Source organism: Rhizobium sp. 10N414 (genome assembly GCF_056394785.1).
This window is the reverse complement of record NZ_JBFTIN010000001.1, coordinates 186375-201713: the sequence shown is the minus strand read 5'-3', so window position 1 is coordinate 201713 and position 15339 is coordinate 186375. Positions and strand designations below refer to the sequence as shown.

The 15339-nt window shown below is 60.8% G+C and carries 13 protein-coding genes; 3 read left to right on the top strand and 10 right to left on the bottom strand.

Going from position 1 to position 15339, the window contains the following annotated elements; all coding sequences use genetic code 11:
* Window positions 1-65: 65 nt before the first annotated feature.
* Window positions 66-1766: a long-chain-fatty-acid--CoA ligase gene (locus AC1DE4_RS01000; protein ID WP_477879508.1), complete on the bottom strand. Its 1701-nt coding sequence runs from the start codon at window positions 1764-1766 to the stop codon at window positions 66-68.
* Window positions 1767-2013: 247 nt separating this feature from the next.
* Between AC1DE4_RS01000 and AC1DE4_RS00995 the strand changes: the two genes are divergently transcribed.
* Window positions 2014-2406: a PRC-barrel domain-containing protein gene (locus tag AC1DE4_RS00995; RefSeq protein ID WP_018857676.1), complete on the top strand. Its 393-nt coding sequence runs from the start codon at window positions 2014-2016 to the stop codon at window positions 2404-2406.
* 119 nt (window positions 2407-2525) lie between these two features.
* On the opposite strand, the gene AC1DE4_RS00990 is transcribed toward AC1DE4_RS00995, so the two are convergent.
* The 6 genes from AC1DE4_RS00990 to osmF all read right to left on the bottom strand — a co-directional run bounded on the left by AC1DE4_RS00990 (window position 2526) and on the right by osmF (window position 9256).
* Window positions 2526-4976 carry a glycoside hydrolase family 2 protein gene (locus AC1DE4_RS00990; RefSeq protein WP_477879505.1) on the bottom strand — a complete coding sequence of 817 codons (2451 nt, stop codon included), beginning with the start codon at window positions 4974-4976 and terminating at the stop codon, window positions 2526-2528.
* Between the two features lie 9 nt (window positions 4977-4985).
* Window positions 4986-5381, bottom strand: a complete 396-nt coding sequence (locus AC1DE4_RS00985; protein WP_025658774.1) for a VOC family protein — start codon at window positions 5379-5381, stop codon at window positions 4986-4988.
* 47 nt (window positions 5382-5428) lie between these two features.
* Complete coding sequence (locus AC1DE4_RS00980) at window positions 5429-6178, bottom strand: ABC transporter permease (protein WP_477879503.1); 750 nt, start codon at window positions 6176-6178, stop codon at window positions 5429-5431.
* Window positions 6175-7119, bottom strand: a complete 945-nt coding sequence (locus tag AC1DE4_RS00975; RefSeq protein ID WP_477879501.1) for an ABC transporter ATP-binding protein — start codon at window positions 7117-7119, stop codon at window positions 6175-6177. The genes AC1DE4_RS00980 and AC1DE4_RS00975 overlap by 4 nt, the downstream gene beginning before the upstream one ends.
* Entirely contained in the window at window positions 7116-8282 is a 1167-nt protein-coding gene (locus tag AC1DE4_RS00970) for an ABC transporter permease (protein WP_025658777.1), read from the bottom strand. The genes AC1DE4_RS00975 and AC1DE4_RS00970 overlap by 4 nt, the downstream gene beginning before the upstream one ends.
* Before the next feature lie 65 nt (window positions 8283-8347).
* Window positions 8348-9256, bottom strand: a complete 909-nt coding sequence (osmF, locus tag AC1DE4_RS00965; RefSeq protein WP_477879499.1) for a glycine betaine ABC transporter substrate-binding protein OsmF — start codon at window positions 9254-9256, stop codon at window positions 8348-8350.
* Window positions 9257-9676: 420 nt separating this feature from the next.
* Between osmF and AC1DE4_RS00960 the strand changes: the two genes are divergently transcribed.
* Together AC1DE4_RS00960 and AC1DE4_RS00955 are read left to right on the top strand one after the other, a co-directional pair.
* Complete coding sequence (locus AC1DE4_RS00960) at window positions 9677-10870, top strand: LysR family transcriptional regulator (RefSeq protein ID WP_025658779.1); 1194 nt, start codon at window positions 9677-9679, stop codon at window positions 10868-10870.
* A gap of 32 nt (window positions 10871-10902) precedes the next feature.
* Window positions 10903-11625: a copper homeostasis protein CutC gene (locus AC1DE4_RS00955; protein ID WP_477879497.1), complete on the top strand. Its 723-nt coding sequence runs from the start codon at window positions 10903-10905 to the stop codon at window positions 11623-11625.
* On the opposite strand, the gene AC1DE4_RS00950 is transcribed toward AC1DE4_RS00955, so the two are convergent.
* The 3 genes from AC1DE4_RS00950 to AC1DE4_RS00940 all read right to left on the bottom strand — a co-directional run bounded on the left by AC1DE4_RS00950 (window position 11622) and on the right by AC1DE4_RS00940 (window position 15257).
* Entirely contained in the window at window positions 11622-12641 is a 1020-nt protein-coding gene (locus AC1DE4_RS00950) for a zinc-binding alcohol dehydrogenase family protein (protein WP_477879495.1), read from the bottom strand. The genes AC1DE4_RS00955 and AC1DE4_RS00950 overlap by 4 nt on opposite strands.
* A gap of 66 nt (window positions 12642-12707) precedes the next feature.
* Window positions 12708-13682, bottom strand: coding sequence for an ABC transporter permease (locus tag AC1DE4_RS00945; RefSeq protein WP_018857666.1), 975 nt, complete (start codon window positions 13680-13682; stop codon window positions 12708-12710).
* Window positions 13683-13706: 24 nt separating this feature from the next.
* The gene (locus tag AC1DE4_RS00940; RefSeq protein WP_062373439.1) at window positions 13707-15257 is read right to left on the bottom strand and encodes a sugar ABC transporter ATP-binding protein; all 1551 of its coding nucleotides are present in this window, start codon (window positions 15255-15257) and stop codon (window positions 13707-13709) included.
* Window positions 15258-15339: the final 82 nt, after the last annotated feature.

The window sequence follows — 15339 nt, the reverse complement described above, 5'->3', positions numbered from 1 at the left end:
CTCTCGGAACGCAAAAAAGCCATCTGAACAAACGGATGGCTCATAATTTCACGCGACCGTCAAACTTAGCCGCGCAGATCCTTGCGCAGGATTTTTCCGACTGGCGTTTTTGGCAGTTCGGTGCGGAATTCCACGAAGCGCGGCCGCTTGTAGTTGGTGAGGTTTGCCGCGCAATGCGCCTTGACGTCTGCCTCCGTCAACGCCGGGTCCTTGCGAACCACGAAGAGCTTCACGGCTTCGCCGGAATGCCCGTCGGGGATGCCGACAGCCGCCGCCTCGAGGATGCCGGGATGCATCGCCGCCACTTCCTCGATCTCGTTCGGATAGACGTTGAAGCCGGAGACAAGGATCATATCCTTCTTCCGGTCGACGATCTTGGTGTAGCCGCGCGCATCCATGAAGCCCATGTCGCCGCTGCGGAAATAGCCGTCCGGCGTCATCACGCGGGCGGTCTCCTCCGGTTTGTTCCAGTAACCAGCCATCACCTGCGGGCCGCGGATACAAATCTCGCCGATCTCACCAAGCGGCAGCGAATTGCCGTCCTCGTCGCGAATGTCGAGATCGGTGGATGGAATCGGTAGCCCGATGGAACCGGTGAACTCTGCCGAATCGAAGCGGTTGGCGGTAGCGACCGGCGATGTCTCGGAGAGACCATAGCCTTCGGTGATATGGGAGCCGGTGATCTTCATCCAGCGCTCGGCGACCGGTCGCTGCACCGCCATGCCGCCACCGAGCGACATCACGATGGAGGAAAAGTCGAGCTTGGCGAAATCGGCGTTGTTCATCAGCGCGTTGAAGAGTGTGTTGAGGCCGGGGAAGATGTGGACCTTCACCCTGCCGAATTCCTTGACCAGCGCCGGAATATCGCGCGGGTTGGCGACGAGGATATTGTGGGCGCCGAGCGACATGCCCATCAGCGAATTCACCGTCAGTGCGAAGATATGATAGAGCGGCAGGGCACACAGGAAGTTCAGAACCTCTGGGCGCGGCTTCTTGTCGAAAGCCGATCGCAGCCACAGTTCGAGCTGCAGCTTGTTGGAGAGCAGGTTCCGGTGCGTCAGCACCGCGCCCTTGGCAATGCCGGTCGTGCCACCGGTATATTGCAGAAAGGCGATGTCGCCCCCCGTCAGGCTTACAAGTTTGAAAGGTTGGCCGGCACCTTCCGCGAGCACCTGCTTGAAGGTCTTGTGCTGCGGAATAGACCATGAAGGAACGAGCTTCTTGACCCTGCGCACGAGAAGATTGACGATCAGCCCCTTGGCGCCCAGCATCTCGCCGAGCGACGTGACGACGACATGGCGCACATCGGTTTTGACCAGTACCTGCTCGACCGTTCGCGCGAAGTTTTCGAGCACGAAGATGGCCTTGGCGCCCGAGTCGCGCAGCTGATGTTCCAGTTCGCGGGGTGTGTAGAGCGGATTGACATTCACGACCACGAAGCCGGCCCGCAGGATCCCGTAAACGGCGACCGGATTCTGCAGAACGTTCGGCATCATGACGGCAACGCGGTCACCCTTCTCGAGGCCGATGCTCTGCAGCCACGCTGCAATCTTGCGGGTCTGGCTCTCAAGCTCGCCATAGGTCAGCGTCTTGCCCATGCTGGAAAAGCCGATGCGATTGGCATAGCGCGCGCAGGATTTCTCGAGCAGTTCCGCAAGCGATTCGTATTCCAGCGGTGGAAGCTCTGCCGGCACGCTGTTGGGATAGGTCGCAAGCCAGGGCTTTTCGGGCTTCGCACCGCCTGGATGGACGGAAATGCTGTTCATATGGTCTCTCTCCCTGTCGCTGCCGGCCGGTCCCACCGGCAAGCCGATTGGACGATCCTCCATCTTCCAACGCGGCAGCTTATGTCATCGCCTGAATGGTTCAAGCTGAGAATAGAGCTACACTAACCTTAACGTAAACGTCAATAATCATGTATTGGCGGTTGCTGTGAGTAAATTGGGAACATCGAGTGCGGGGCAGCGTTTTTTCTCCGTGGGCCAACCACGAGGAAACAAAAGGAGGTGCACCATGCTGCATCAGGACGCTGACAAAACCCGCCGTGACCCAAATGTGAAGGACACACCGACACTGATTGCCAGCGACCGCGTGGAAGGCACCCGCGTCTATGGAGCCGATGGCAAGCATATTGGCTCTATTGAACGATTGATCCTCGGCAAGCAGGATGGCCGCGTTGCCTATGCCGTACTCGAGTTCGGCGGCTTCTTGGGCATCGGCCACGATCACTATCCGCTGCCGTGGGAAAAGTTGACCTACGATACCCAGCTGGACGGCTATCGCATCGATCTGACGAAGGATCAGATCGAGGGCGCGCCGAGCTATGCGGACGATGACGACACCTGGTACAACGATAATGGCCGCCGAGTTTACGACTACTACGGCGTGCCTCCCTACTGGATGTAACGTCGTCCGCACACGCGCGGTCCCTTGATCGCGCGTAGATGCGCTGCGCCGCACTCTGCCCACTTGGCGCGCGGCGTGGTAAAACGACCTGGATGGGCCCCGTCGCAGACGGGGCCTTTTCAGTGTGTGGCGACGAGATCGTTGGCGGAGCGCAACACGGTGCCAATGCTGATGTCGCTTACCGACATCGCTTTTGCAGTCCGTAGCGCGAATATGTGACTTTCCCCCGGCAGCAGCGTTACCAGCATCGAATCGACGACGCCATCAGGATCGAGCCGGTCGGCCATCAGGCAAAGGTCCTTCAGCAGGGTCTCCGCTGTCACCTTCACCGCATATCCATCCGTCGTGGCAGTTAGCTCGAGTGACGCCCGCGGTGCCGGGAGCTTCAAATCGATGTCCTCGACAAAATAATGGAATGCGCGCCGGTCGAGCATCTGCACGACGATCAGCTCGTCACCGGCATTGTCCGGCGTTGCGATATCCGCCGGCAGCGGAAACTCCTTCGCTTCGAAGCGGTCGCAGAGCAGCCGCCAGAACTCGAATTCGGCGAGCACCGTACCATCAAGCCGCAGGCGCTTGCCCGATATCTTCGCCCGCCAGAACAGCGTGCGCTCGTTGACGGCGACGGCTGCCAGCCCGCCATTGCGTGGCTGGATAGTCAGCAGTCTGGGATCGAATGCCTGTTGCATCGCATACCAGAGCGGTTTGCGCCGTCCGGCTGAATCGAGCGCCGCCCATGAGGTCACTGGCCAGCAGTCGTTGAACTGCCAGACGACGGCGCCCTTGCAGATGGCGCGGTGCGAGCGCATGTGCTCGATCGCGAAGCGGATGGCGCGTGCCTGGTTGAGCTGCGTCGCGAAATGCCAGTCGTCCATCGTCCGTGGCACCGGCAGATGCCCGGCGAGACCGCGGATCAGCTTGTCGTTGCCCTGTGTCGCCTTCTGATGATGGAATACGCCGTTCGAAACAGGTGTCAGCGGCGTGTCATGGACGCTTTCCTCGATCGTCGCCCAGTTCGGAGGCGCCTGCCAGCCGAATTCCGAGCAGAAGCGAGGGATGTAGTTGCGATAGACCTCGTAGCCGACATCGTTCCAGACATCCCAGATATGCTTGCAGCCGTGCTCGTCCGCGTTCGGCTCGATCTCCATTGTCCCGGAGTAGGGGCTGCCCGGATAATACGGCCGATCTGGGTCCAGCTCGGCGCAGAGCTTTGGCAGAACATCGAGATAGTAGCCGAGCCCCCAGCTTACGCCCTCCTTGATGATCGGGCGCCATCCCCATTCGTCGAAGCCCCAGATGTTCTCGTTGTTGCCGTTCCAGACAATCAGCGACGGATGTGGCATCAGGCGCACCACATTGTCGCGCACCTCCGCCTCGACCTCGCTGTGCAACGGTTGTTCTTCCGGATAGGAGGCGCAGGCAAACAGGAAGTCCTGCCAAACGAGCATCCCCGCGCGGTCGCAGGTCTCGTAGAACTCGTCTCGCTCGAAGATGCCGCCGCCCCAGACGCGCAGCAGATTGATGTTTGCAGCCTTCGCCTCCTCGATCTGGGAAGCATAGCGCTCGGCGGTTACCCGTGGCGGAAAGCAGTCGTCCGGAATCCAGTTGGCGCCGCAGAGGAAAAGCGGCACGTCGTTGATGACGAAGGTAAAGGCGGAGCCGTGTTCATCGGGTGCTGTGTCGAGTCTGACGGAGCGGAAGCCGATCTGCTTAGAGTAGCTGTCGAGTAAGTCGTCGCTTACGCTATTCCGCAATTCGACCTGCAGCGGGTAGAGTGGCTGTGCGCCAAGGTGATGCGGCCACCAGATCTGCGGCGCTGGAACAGTCAGCTGGAACTCGACCGCATCGGCTCCTTCCGCCAACTCGGCGACGTGGCTGACGCCGGCAATGCTCGCGACGATCTTCGCGCCAGCGCCGTCGCGGCGCTCGATACGAGCGCGAACCGTCACGAGCCCCTCGCCGCCTGCAAGCGTCGCCGAAACCCGCGTCTCCGCAAGCCGCGCCCGCTCCCAGCTTTCCAGCCGCACCGGGTTCCAGATCCCCGAGGTCACCAGCGTCGGACCCCAGTCCCAGCCGAAGTTGCAGGCCATCTTGCGCATCAGGTTGCCAGGGCCGGGATAGTTGTTCGGCCGGTAACCGTAATGCGCCTCCATCTCGGCGCCGTAGGCATAAGGGGAGCGGAAGGTCACAACGAGTTCATTCGCGCCCTGCTTCAGCCGCTCCGACACGTCGAAGCGATAGGTGCGGTGCATGTTGAAGGTGCGGCCTAACTCTTCGCCGTTCAGCACGATCGTCGCGACCGTATCGAGGCCTTCAAACACCAGTCCCTGGACTTTTCCGGCATCCGGCGCTGCATCGAAGCTGCAGCGATAGGTCCAGTCTTCCTTGCCGATCCAGTCGTTGGTGATCTCGTTGACGTCGAGATAGGGGTCCGGGATCAGACGGTTGGCCAGAAGGTCGAGATGTACGCAACCCGGCACCTGTGCAGGAATTTCGGCCGGCAGGTCGCGTCGACCGGCAACGTTGCAGGAGAGCGTCCAGCCACGGTTCAATTCGGTCTTTTCAATCATGTGAAGCTCTTAGAGATAACGGCCGTGACGCTGCAGGACTTCGATCTTGTAGCCGTCGGGATCTGTGATGAAAAAGAACAGCGCCAGCAACTTGCCGTCGCGATTGAGCTCGACGATCTTGCCGGGGTTCAATCCCGCCTCCGTCAGACGCTTGTGCTCCATCTCCACTTCCTGAACCGAGAGGGCAAGATGCCCGTAGCCGTTGCCGAGGTCGTAAGGCTCGATGCGCCCCTTATTGACCGTCAGCTCCAGCTCGAAGCCGGTCTCGTCATTGCTCATGTAAATCAGGGTGAAGGTGTCGAAATCGATACGATCGGCGACCTTGAGGCCGAAGACCTTGCCGTAGAACTCGACCGAGCGCGCCTCGTCGAGAACGCGGATCATGGAGTGGATCATCTTGGCCAAGGCTGCCTCCCATTGCCGATATCACGGCAGCCTTGGTAGCCGTCGCCTCATGCCTGGCGCAAGCCAATTCTTTCAGTGATGGCGTTTTCGATCAGCCCCATCGCATCATAGATCAACACCGCCATCAGGCCGACGATCAGGCCGCCTTGCAGGATGAAGGCGGTATTGTCGGAGATCAGCCCGGCAATGATGACTTCGCCCAAGCCCTTGGCGGCCACCGTCGAGCCGATCGTTGCCGTGCCGATGTTGATGACGGTCGCAACCTTCAGACCCTCGAGGATCAGCGGCAGGGCAAGCGGCAATTCCACCTGAAAGAGCCGCTGCGTGCCATTCATGCCCATGCCGTCGGCGGCATCCAGCACGGAGGGAGAGACTTGCTTGAGGCCGGAGACGGTGTTTTCGAAAATCGGCAGGAGGCCGTAGAGAAAGAGCGCGATCAACGTTGGCCCGGCGCCGAAGCCGGTTGCAGGCACGGCAAGGGCGAGCACTGCCACCGGCGGGAAGGTTTGGCCGGCATTGGCGATCGCCCGGGACAGCGGCAGGAAGTCCTCACCGCTTTTGCGGGTGACGAATATGCCGCCGAGGATCGCGAGAACGGCGCTGCCGACGATCGAGATCGCCACGAGAAACAGATGCGAGGCGGCAAGATGCGGAAGGCTGTTTTGGGTATAGACCGCCGGCGCATTGTTGCTCGTCAATGGTACGAGCAGGAAGGACAGCCACTCCGTCCGGAACAACAGGATCAGCAGCAGTACCAGTGCGGCAACACGGAAGAGGTTCGCAAGGACGAGCTTCATGCCTTCCGGCCCAGTTCGAGCAATCGCGTCATCGAGATCGAGCCGACAGGCGCCTTGTCCGCATTCTGGACGGCGGCTTCGCCAACGCCCTGCCAGATCATCTCTGCCAGGGCATCTCGCAGGCTGAGCGACTGCGGCAATGCGTAAGCGAGGCCTGACTTTGCCGGCTCCATGCTTTCCTTCAGCGGCAGCAGCGACATCAGCTTCAGCGCCCGGTCGGAGGTGCCGGTCAATTGTTGCACGAAGGGATCGGCTGGCTCGGTCAGGATCTTTTCCGGCGTCGAGCATTGCAGCAGCTTGCCGGCGCTCATCACGGCGATCTGGTTGCCGAGATGGAAGGCTTCGTCCATGTCGTGCGTGACGAGGACGACGGTCGTAGCGAACTGCTTCTGGATCGCCAGCAGATCGTCTTGCGCCTTGCCGCGGATGACTGGATCGAGCGCGCCGAAGGGCTCGTCCATCAACAGCAGTTCCGGCTCCGCCGCCAGCGCCCGCGCAACGCCGACACGTTGCTGTTGGCCACCGGACAGCTGATGCGGATATTTCTCGGCAAAGGCCGCGGGATCGAGGTTGAACAGACCGAGCAGTTCCTCGACGCGGCTCTTGATTTTCGCCGTATCCCAGCCAAGAAGCTGCGGCACCGTCGCGATGTTTTGCGAAACGGTTCGATGCGGAAAGAGGCCGTGCCCCTGGATCGCGTAACCGATCTTGCGGCGTAATTCTGTCACCGGGACGTCCATGATGTTCCGCCCGCCGACGAAGATCTCGCCCGACGTGATGGGCACGAGACGGTTGATCATCCGCATCAGCGTTGATTTGCCCGAGCCGGAGGTGCCGACAATAGCCGTGATCGAACCTTTCTCGACTTCCATCGAGACGTTGTCGACGACGGCCGCCGTGCCGTAGCGCTTGGTGACGTTCCTGATTTCGATCATACTCATGCGGCGGATCCCCGTATGCTGTCGATGACCGCATCGAGGATGACGGCCGAAGAAAAGGCGAAGAAGACGGTCGGCACGGCGCCGAGCAGAACGAGGTCCATGGCTGTTTGACCGAGCCCTTGGAAGATAAAGATGCCGAAGCCGCCACCGCCGATCAGAGCCGCGACCGTCACCAAGCCGATCGCCTGCACCAGGACGATACGAATGCCCGTCAAAATGACGGGAAAGGCAAGCGGCAAGTCGATGCCGGTCAGAATTTGGCGACGCGTCAATCCCATGCCAGCCGCTGCATCACGTACCGAGGGATCGACTCCCTGCAGACCGACGACGGTGTTGGCCACGATCGGCAACAAAGAATAAAGGACAAGCGCGATCAGCGCCGGCGCGGCGCCGATGCCGCGAATGCCGATCGAGGCGGCGGCGGGCAGGTGCGTCGCGAGATAGCCGAGCGGCAGCATCAGGATGCCGAAGAGCGCAAGGCTCGGGATCGTCTGGATGAGGCTGAGGCCCTGCAGGACGACGGCACGCAACTTTGGAACCCAGAAACACAGGATGCCGAGCGGCAGGCCAATGACGATGGCGATCGCCAGTGAGCCGAGTGCCAACAGCAAATGGGCGACCGCTTCCGTCCAGAACTGCGCGGATCGGGTCGCGAATTCCTTCATGATCGAGAGATCGTCGAGCAGTCCGGAAGCCAGGAAGATGCCGAGCAATCCGGTGTAGGCGACAAGGGCCGCAATACGCATCCACGGCGTAAGCTTGATCTTCACGAGCGCGTCCGAAACGACGAGCCCGATCACCGCAAACAGCACCCAGAACCCACCGCCCGGCGTCATGCGCGCGGCATTGCTGGCCGGTGGCGTGAATGCCGAAGCTGCAAATCCAATGGTCGCGAGCAGCGCAGCAAAACAAAGGGTGGCGATCACCAGCCGCAGCAGCGCATTTTGAAGAAAAAGTACGGCAAAGGCCGTGGCCAGCAGGAGGATCGTCAGGATGAGGGCGGAGGGTTGATTGAGTAGCTGCGTCAGCAGCATGGGCTTTCCGGCGGCGATGCGGTTTGCCTTCACATAGATGAAAGGCAGGAGCGCAGTTGCGACAACGCCTGTTGTCACCAGCACCACGCCGAGCCGGTCCAGTTTGCGGACCGCTAAGGTTTCTTCCATCGATCCATCCTGTCCGGTCGAAAGGCTGCTCCGCCCGTGGGCAGGCGGAGCATCGGGCAACGAGATTACTTCAGGAAGCCCTTTTCCTTCAGGAAGCCTTCGGCAACCGACTTCGCCGGTTCGCCGTCGACCTGGATCTTGCCGTTCAGCTTGCGCAGTTCATCGGCGTTCAGGCTCTTAAAGATCGGTGCGAGCACTTCCTCGATCTTCGGGTTTGCCTTTAGCACTTCCTCGCGGATGATCGCGGTCGGCGCATAGACTTGCTGGACGTTCTTGTCGTCCTCGAGAACCGTCAGTTCCGCGGCCTGGATCGCACCATCTGTACCATAGACCATGGCGGTGTTGGCGCCGTTCGTCTGGTCGGCTGCCGCCTTGATGGTCGCGGCCGTGTCACCGCCCGAAAGGACGATTTCCTGGTCTGGCTTCAGCGTGAAGCCGTAGGTCGACTGGAATGCCGGAAGCGCGCCAGCCGAGTTGACGAACTCGGCGGAAGCCACGAGCTTCGCCGCACCACCGCCTGCGACCCACTTGCCGAAATCCGACATGGTCTTCAGGTTGTTCGGGCCGGCGACGTCGTTGCGGACCGCGAGCGCCCAGGTGTTGTTGGCGGGGGAAGGCGTCAGCCAGACGATCTTGTTGGCATCGTAATCGAGCTTTTTGGCCAGTTCGTAGCCCTGTTCGAGGTTCTTCCAGGCCGCATCGTCGGCCTTGTTGAAGAAGAAGCCGGCATTGCCGGTATATTCCGGATAGATGTCGATTTCGCCCGATGTGATTGCCTTGCGAAGAACCGGCGTCGTCCCAAGCGCAACACGGTCCTGCGTCTTGATGCCGTTTGCGTTGAGCGCGAGCACGATCACGTTGCCGAGCAGCGTGCCTTCAGTATCGATTTTCGATGAAACGACGACGTCTGCAGCATGGGCCGCCCCTGCCGCAAAGGCGGAAAGCGTGACGGCAAGAGCGAATTTCTTCAACATGGATTGTCCCCTTGATTTACACCGTTTGACCTCGTGGCGAGCCCTGGCGGGAGCCTTCCACGTATAAAATCACCGGCGAAAGCAGCCTGGCTGCGATCATGCCGGAAATACGTGCGTCATGGAAATAGCGTTCGCGTTCGAAAAATCGATGCAAGCCTCTCCAGTTTTGCGGTCGCGGCGCGATTATGGCGGTGAATGCAAATGCTTGCGTGAAAATGCATTTCCTTTTCCATCGCTGCCGCGATTTGTTTTTGTTCCCTTGCGTGTTTCCGCAGATGTCCGGTGCTCTTCAGTGCTTCTACTGTCCAACCCGGTTTTGTTCTTGGCGGGAACGATAGCCGCCGGATTCCCCGACAGGGATATCTTTTTTCGCGAACACATCATATCGTTCGATTTTTCATACTGTTACGGAGAAAGCGATTGCAGCTCGGCACGTTGTTTGTCGCCAGTCACGTGCTCACATCGGGTTCGGTCAGAGAGACGGCGCGAAGCCTTTCGCTTGCAGCATCGACGGTCTCGACCGCCGTCCGCAATCTCGAAACGGAGCTTGCCCTGAAGCTGACAGAGCGCAGCTCCGGCGAGCTTGCGACGCTCCTCGCCAGCAACGACGTGCGCGAAAAGCTCGCCCCGATCGTGCGGGCAGCTGAAGAGCTCGCGAACTGGATGGGGACCAACGAACCGTCGCGTCTGCCGATCAAGATCACCACGATGGAGCGGTTCCTTGAGGTCGCTGACCAAGGCAGCATCAACCGGGCGGCGCGACGGCTGAAGCTCGGTCAGCCGCAGCTTTCGCTTCAGATCGCGACTTTGGAGAAGGCGCTCGGTCATCGCCTCTTCGAGCGGCAGGCTAATGGCTCCGCGCTGACAGAGCAGGGTAGCCGGATCTATGCCATCTTGCAGGCCATCACGCAGGAGTGGAATGATCTGAAAGCGTCCGCTGACGAACGCTATCAGCGCACGGCGCGGGCGCTGCGCATCGGTTCGATCATTCCGACAGGATCGGAAAGTTGGGTTGCACGATGCCTTGGCGCTCTCGTCGCCGAATGGAACGCCCGCCGCAGCAAGAATGCCCTGTCTCTGGTGTTGATGACGGCGGATGACTTGCGGGAAGCTTTGAAATCCGGCCGGATCGACGTTGCCATTCTCGACTCCGTTTTTGGTCTTGAGCGCTTCCAGCATCGCGAGTTGCTGAAGACCGAGATGGTCCTGATAGCACCGCTGCAAAGCCGAGAGCGGACGGTGGCCGAGCTTGTCGAAGGTCACGCGATCTGCACGCCGAGTTCGAGGACGGGGCTTGGACACGCCACGATGGCGCTAAGCCACGAGCGCACTGCCAATCGCAGGCACCGCAACCAGGATATCACTGCCGCCGACTCTCTGCCTGTGATCGTCGACCTTGTCGCCAACCATGGCTATATCTCGTTTCTTGGCCGCGTCAGCGCCATGCCCATTGCCGACAAGGTTCGCATCGTCGAACTTGAGGAGTCCATCCCGATGTCCTATCACGTCGCCTTCAACCATCGGAAAGCCTCGGCTGACGCAAGTGCCGTGATTGTCGCCGCCGTTGCCGAAATAATTGCCGAACCCGTCGCGCAAGAAAACGCTTTCGCTTAAATGGACGGCGCGGCGGACAAGGAGATTCGAGCGTGAGCGTTTTGCTGGAAGTGTGCGTGGACAGCCCGCAGGGGCTTGCGGCTGCAATTGCCGGCGGTGCGGGCCGTATCGAACTCTGCTCGGCGCTGGAGCTTGGCGGGCTGACGCCGGTCGCCGGGCTGATGAAAGCTGCCGCGGCTGCGCCCATTCCGGTCTATGCAATGATCCGCCCGCACGCCGGCCCTTTCGTGTTCGATGCGGCTGACGAAGAGGCGATGATGGCCGATATCGATGCCGTGCGCGCCTTCGGCCTTGCCGGCGTCGTCATCGGCGCCAATCGCCAGGACGGCAGGCTGGACATGCCTCTGATCAGCCGGCTAAGGGCGCGTGCCGAGGGACTTGGATCGACCCTCCACCGTGCCTTCGATCTCGTCCCTGATCCCGGCGCAGCACTGGAACAGGCGATCGAACTCGGCTGCGAGCGCATCCTGACGTCAGGCTGTGTGCCGAAGGCGATCGACGGCCTGGAAACGCTGAGCCGTCTCTCCCGCAAGGCGGCTCGCCGTATCTCGATCATGCCCGGCAGTGGCGTGCGTCCAGGCAACGTCGCTGAGATACTGCGGGCCACCGGCACAAGCGAGGTTCACGCCTCCTGCAGCTCACGGGTCGACAGCATCGACCCACGGGCGGTTACCTTCGGCTTCGAAGCAGCGACAACGAACCGGACGGATGCCGACGTCGTTCGCCGGATGCGGGCGGCGATCGACGCGCTTTAAGCGCCGACCTTGATGACCGCTTTGATCAGGCCGCTCTTTTCATGAGCCCAGCGTGCCAGGTCCCGTGGCGCATTCTCCAAAGTCGTACGGTGGGTGATCAACTGCTCGACCGGTACGAGGCCCTTGGCGATCGAATCCGCGACATGTTCGAAGTCCACGCGGGTCGCGTTGCGGCTGCCGATGACCATCATTTCGCGCTTGTGGAACTCCGGATCGGAGAAGCGAATATCGTCCTTCACGACGCTGACCAGCACCAGCGCGCCGCCATGGGCGACGAAGCCGAAGGCTTTCTCCATCGATGGGCCATAGCCGGTGGCATCGAAAACGACGTCAAAACCGTCGCCGCCAGTCATCGCCCTGACAGCATCGGCGGCACCTTCGCCTGCAACGATGCTAGAGGAAAAGCCGAACCGATCAACGGCCATCTGCAGTCGTTCCTGACTGGTGTCGAGCAATGTCACCTCATGCCCTGATATCCGCGAGAAGATTGCGGCCCCAAGCCCGATCGGGCCGGCACCGATGACGAGCGAGCGTGATCCGGTCGGCGCCATCGAACGGCGAACGGCATGGGCGCCGATTGCCAGAAACTCCGTTGTGGCTGCAGCTTCCAGGCTCACGCCCTTCATCGCATAGAGATTGCCGGCAGGCACCGCGATTTCGTCGCAGAAAGCACCGTCGGTATGAACGCCAAGCACCTTGATATTGGTGCAGCAATTCGGCTTGTTTTGGCGGCAGGCGACGCAGGTGCCACAAGAGAGATACGGGTTGACGACCACAGGCGTTCCGACCGCCATGGCAACGCCTTCGCCCGCTTCGACAACCGTCGCCGAGATCTCGTGCCCCATCACGCGGGGATATTCCAGGAACGGGTGCTTGCCCTCGAAAATGTGGTAGTCCGTGCCGCAGATTCCGACATGGCTCACCGCAAGCCGTACCCAGCCGGATTCAGGCGCGCCGGGTGAGGGACGTTCCACGAGTTCGAGGACGCCAGGTTCTTGGCAGAGCACTGCTTTCATAATGATCTCGCATTCCCTAGATGGAAGAAGCCGGCCTTTGGGCCGGCTCCCTATCTCGCTGCCGGCTTACGGCGTGCGGCGGCGGCGCAGCTGGTCGAAGTAGACGATGACGATGATCAGCAGGCCGGTGATGATGCGCTGCCAGAACGAATTGACGTTCAGCAGGTTCGCACCGTTGTTGATGGTCGCCAGAATGAAAGCGCCGATGAGCGGTCCGTGCACGGAGCCGATGGCGCCGAACAGGCTGGTGCCGCCGATAACGGACGAAGCGATCGCCTGCAGTTCCCATCCGTCGGCCTGTGTGGCGTTGCCGATCGCGATACGGGAGGCAAGCAGAACACCAACGAAGGCGGCAAATGTCGCCGAGAGAATATAGGCGAGATAGATGATGCCGTTCACCCGGACACCCGACAGACGGGCCGCTTCGCGGTTCGAACCGACGGCGAAAAGATAGCGCCCCCAACGGCTGAGATGCAGGAAGACGTAGGACGGGACTGCAACAAGAATAACCATCCAGAACAGGCTCGGCACGCCAAGGAAGTCGGCGCGGGCAAAGTTCGTGAAGGGCTCGTTGACGATGTTGATCGTCGAACCATTGGTGATCAAAAGTCCGATGCCGCGCAGCGAGGTCAGCGTTGCCAGCGTGATAATGAAGGGCGGCAGTCCCATCTTGACGATGCCGAAGCCGTGGAATACCCCGATGCCGACGCCGATCAGCAGTGTGATCAGGATGGACGCCCAGACCGGCACGCCTGCTTGCAGCAGCCAAGCCAGGATAACGGTGCAGAATCCGACGATCGCGCCGACCGAAAGGTCGATGCCGGCGGTGATGATTACGAACGTCTGGCCGAGCGCCAGAATGGCCGTCATTGCGCCCTGCCGCAGCAGGTTGGAAATGTTCAGCGGCGTCCAGAAGCTGGCTGTGACGAAGCCGAGAACGATCCAGAGGAAGGCCAGGAGACCGATGAGGGTCAGGCCGAATAGGATATTGACTTTTCGGCGCGGCGGCGGCGCGGCGATATCGGTGGGGGTTACGGTCATTGGTTCTCTCTCCCTCTTTTTCTTTTAGACACCGATCGCTTCGCTGAGCACTTCTTCATGTGTCGCCGCGTGGAAGTCGTGGCTTGCAACAAGCTGGCCGCGGCGGAAGACGTGCAGCCTGTCGGCGAGCTCATAAACCTCAGGCAGATAGGAGGAGATCAGGATGATACCCGCGCCTTGCTTGAGAAGCTTTGCAAACAGCCGGTAGATTTCCGCCTTCGTACCGACGTCGACGCCCACCGTCGGCTCATCGAAGATGAAGAGGCGAGCGCCGTAGCTCAGCCATTTGCCGATGACGACTTTCTGCTGGTTCCCGCCCGACATGGCCGAAACCAGGACACGCCGGCTCGGCGTCTTGATCGCCAGGTCACGGATCTGTTGGTCGGCATTCTGCGATTCCTCGCTGTGGCTGATGACAGGGCCCTTGCTCAGCCGTTTGAAGACCGGAAGATTGATATTCAGTCCGATCGGCAGGTTGAGGCAAAGTCCCTGGTCGCGGCGGCTTTCCGGCGCCAGCGCGATCCCGAGTTCCATTGCAGTGCGCTCGTTGGTGATATCGACCTTCTTGCCCATCCAGTGGATCTCGCCGGCCGTGGTCTTTTCCCGCCCGAACAGGCCAAGAGCGAATTCGCTGCGCCCTGCGCCGATCAGGCCATAGAGGCCCACGATCTGGCCGGCCTTGACCGAGAGCGAGACGTTCTCGAAGCCCGGTCCGGAAAGCCCGCGCACGTCAAGGATCGTGTCTCCGATCGGGATCTCTTCCTTGTGATAAATCTGCTCGATCGAGCGGTTGATCATCAACGCGATCAGCTCGGCTTCATTCGTCTCGCCGATGGTGCGTGTGCCGACATGCGTGCCGTCGCGCAGCACCGAAACGCGGTCCGCGAGTTCGAACACTTCTTCCATGCGATGACTGATGTAGACGATCGTGACGCCTTCGCTTTGAAGGCGGCGGATCAGCTTGAAAAGCTGCGCCGATTCCTGGCGGGTCAGGTAGGCTGTTGGCTCGTCGAAGATCAGGAATTGCGTGCCGCGCATGGCCGCGCGCGCAGTCGCAACGAGTTGTTGTTGGCCGATCGTCAAATCGGCGAGAGGCACGCCGGCAGGCAATCCGAAGCCAAGATCGTCGAGGACGGCCTGCGCCATCTTCTCCATCTCTTTCTTGCGCATCAGCCCGTATTGATTGACCTCGTCGCCGAGAAAGAGGTTGGCCGCTACCGTCAAGTGCGGGCAGAGAACGACTTCCTGGTGGACGGCGTTGATGCCGCGCGCTATCGCTTCGTTGGGCGTTGCCAGGGCGACGGGGTGGCCGCACCAGAGAATCTCGCCCGCCGTTCTGGCAATCACACCGGTCAGAAGCTTGATCAGGGTCGACTTGCCAGCCCCATTCTCGCCGACGATCGCGTGGATCTCGCCGGCCAGGAACGTCATCGTCGCCGGCTTCAGCGCCTGGACGTAGCCGTAATTCTTTTGAAGTCCTTTAAGTTCGAGGATCGGGGCGCCCGCAGGAATGCGGCTTGCCTCCGTCAGCGTGGCGCTGTCATCGTGGCGATGACTGACCTCTTCCAGGCTCATGGGCGTCTCCTCCTCGCGAATTGCCGTCTCTCCACCAGCAGTCCGCGCTCCTCATGCGGACGATAACACAGGTGAAGGAAAG

Bases quoted from the DNA above. Each gene is read 5' to 3' on its own strand.
- AC1DE4_RS00950 (WP_477879495.1), bottom strand. From the start codon at position 12,641: ATGAAAGCAGTGCTCTGCCAAGAACCTGGCGTCCTCGAACTCGTGGAA.
- AC1DE4_RS01000 (WP_477879508.1), bottom strand. From the start codon at position 1,766: ATGAACAGCATTTCCGTCCATCCAGGCGGTGCGAAGCCCGAAAAGCCC.
- AC1DE4_RS00940 (WP_062373439.1), bottom strand. From the start codon at position 15,257: ATGAGCCTGGAAGAGGTCAGTCATCGCCACGATGACAGCGCCACGCTG.
- AC1DE4_RS00990 (WP_477879505.1), bottom strand. From the start codon at position 4,976: ATGATTGAAAAGACCGAATTGAACCGTGGCTGGACGCTCTCCTGCAAC.
- osmF (WP_477879499.1), bottom strand. From the start codon at position 9,256: ATGTTGAAGAAATTCGCTCTTGCCGTCACGCTTTCCGCCTTTGCGGCA.
- AC1DE4_RS00970 (WP_025658777.1), bottom strand. From the start codon at position 8,282: ATGGAAGAAACCTTAGCGGTCCGCAAACTGGACCGGCTCGGCGTGGTG.
- AC1DE4_RS00975 (WP_477879501.1), bottom strand. From the start codon at position 7,119: ATGAGTATGATCGAAATCAGGAACGTCACCAAGCGCTACGGCACGGCG.
- AC1DE4_RS00995 (WP_018857676.1), top strand. From the start codon at position 2,014: ATGCTGCATCAGGACGCTGACAAAACCCGCCGTGACCCAAATGTGAAG.
- AC1DE4_RS00945 (WP_018857666.1), bottom strand. From the start codon at position 13,682: ATGACCGTAACCCCCACCGATATCGCCGCGCCGCCGCCGCGCCGAAAA.
- AC1DE4_RS00980 (WP_477879503.1), bottom strand. From the start codon at position 6,178: ATGAAGCTCGTCCTTGCGAACCTCTTCCGTGTTGCCGCACTGGTACTG.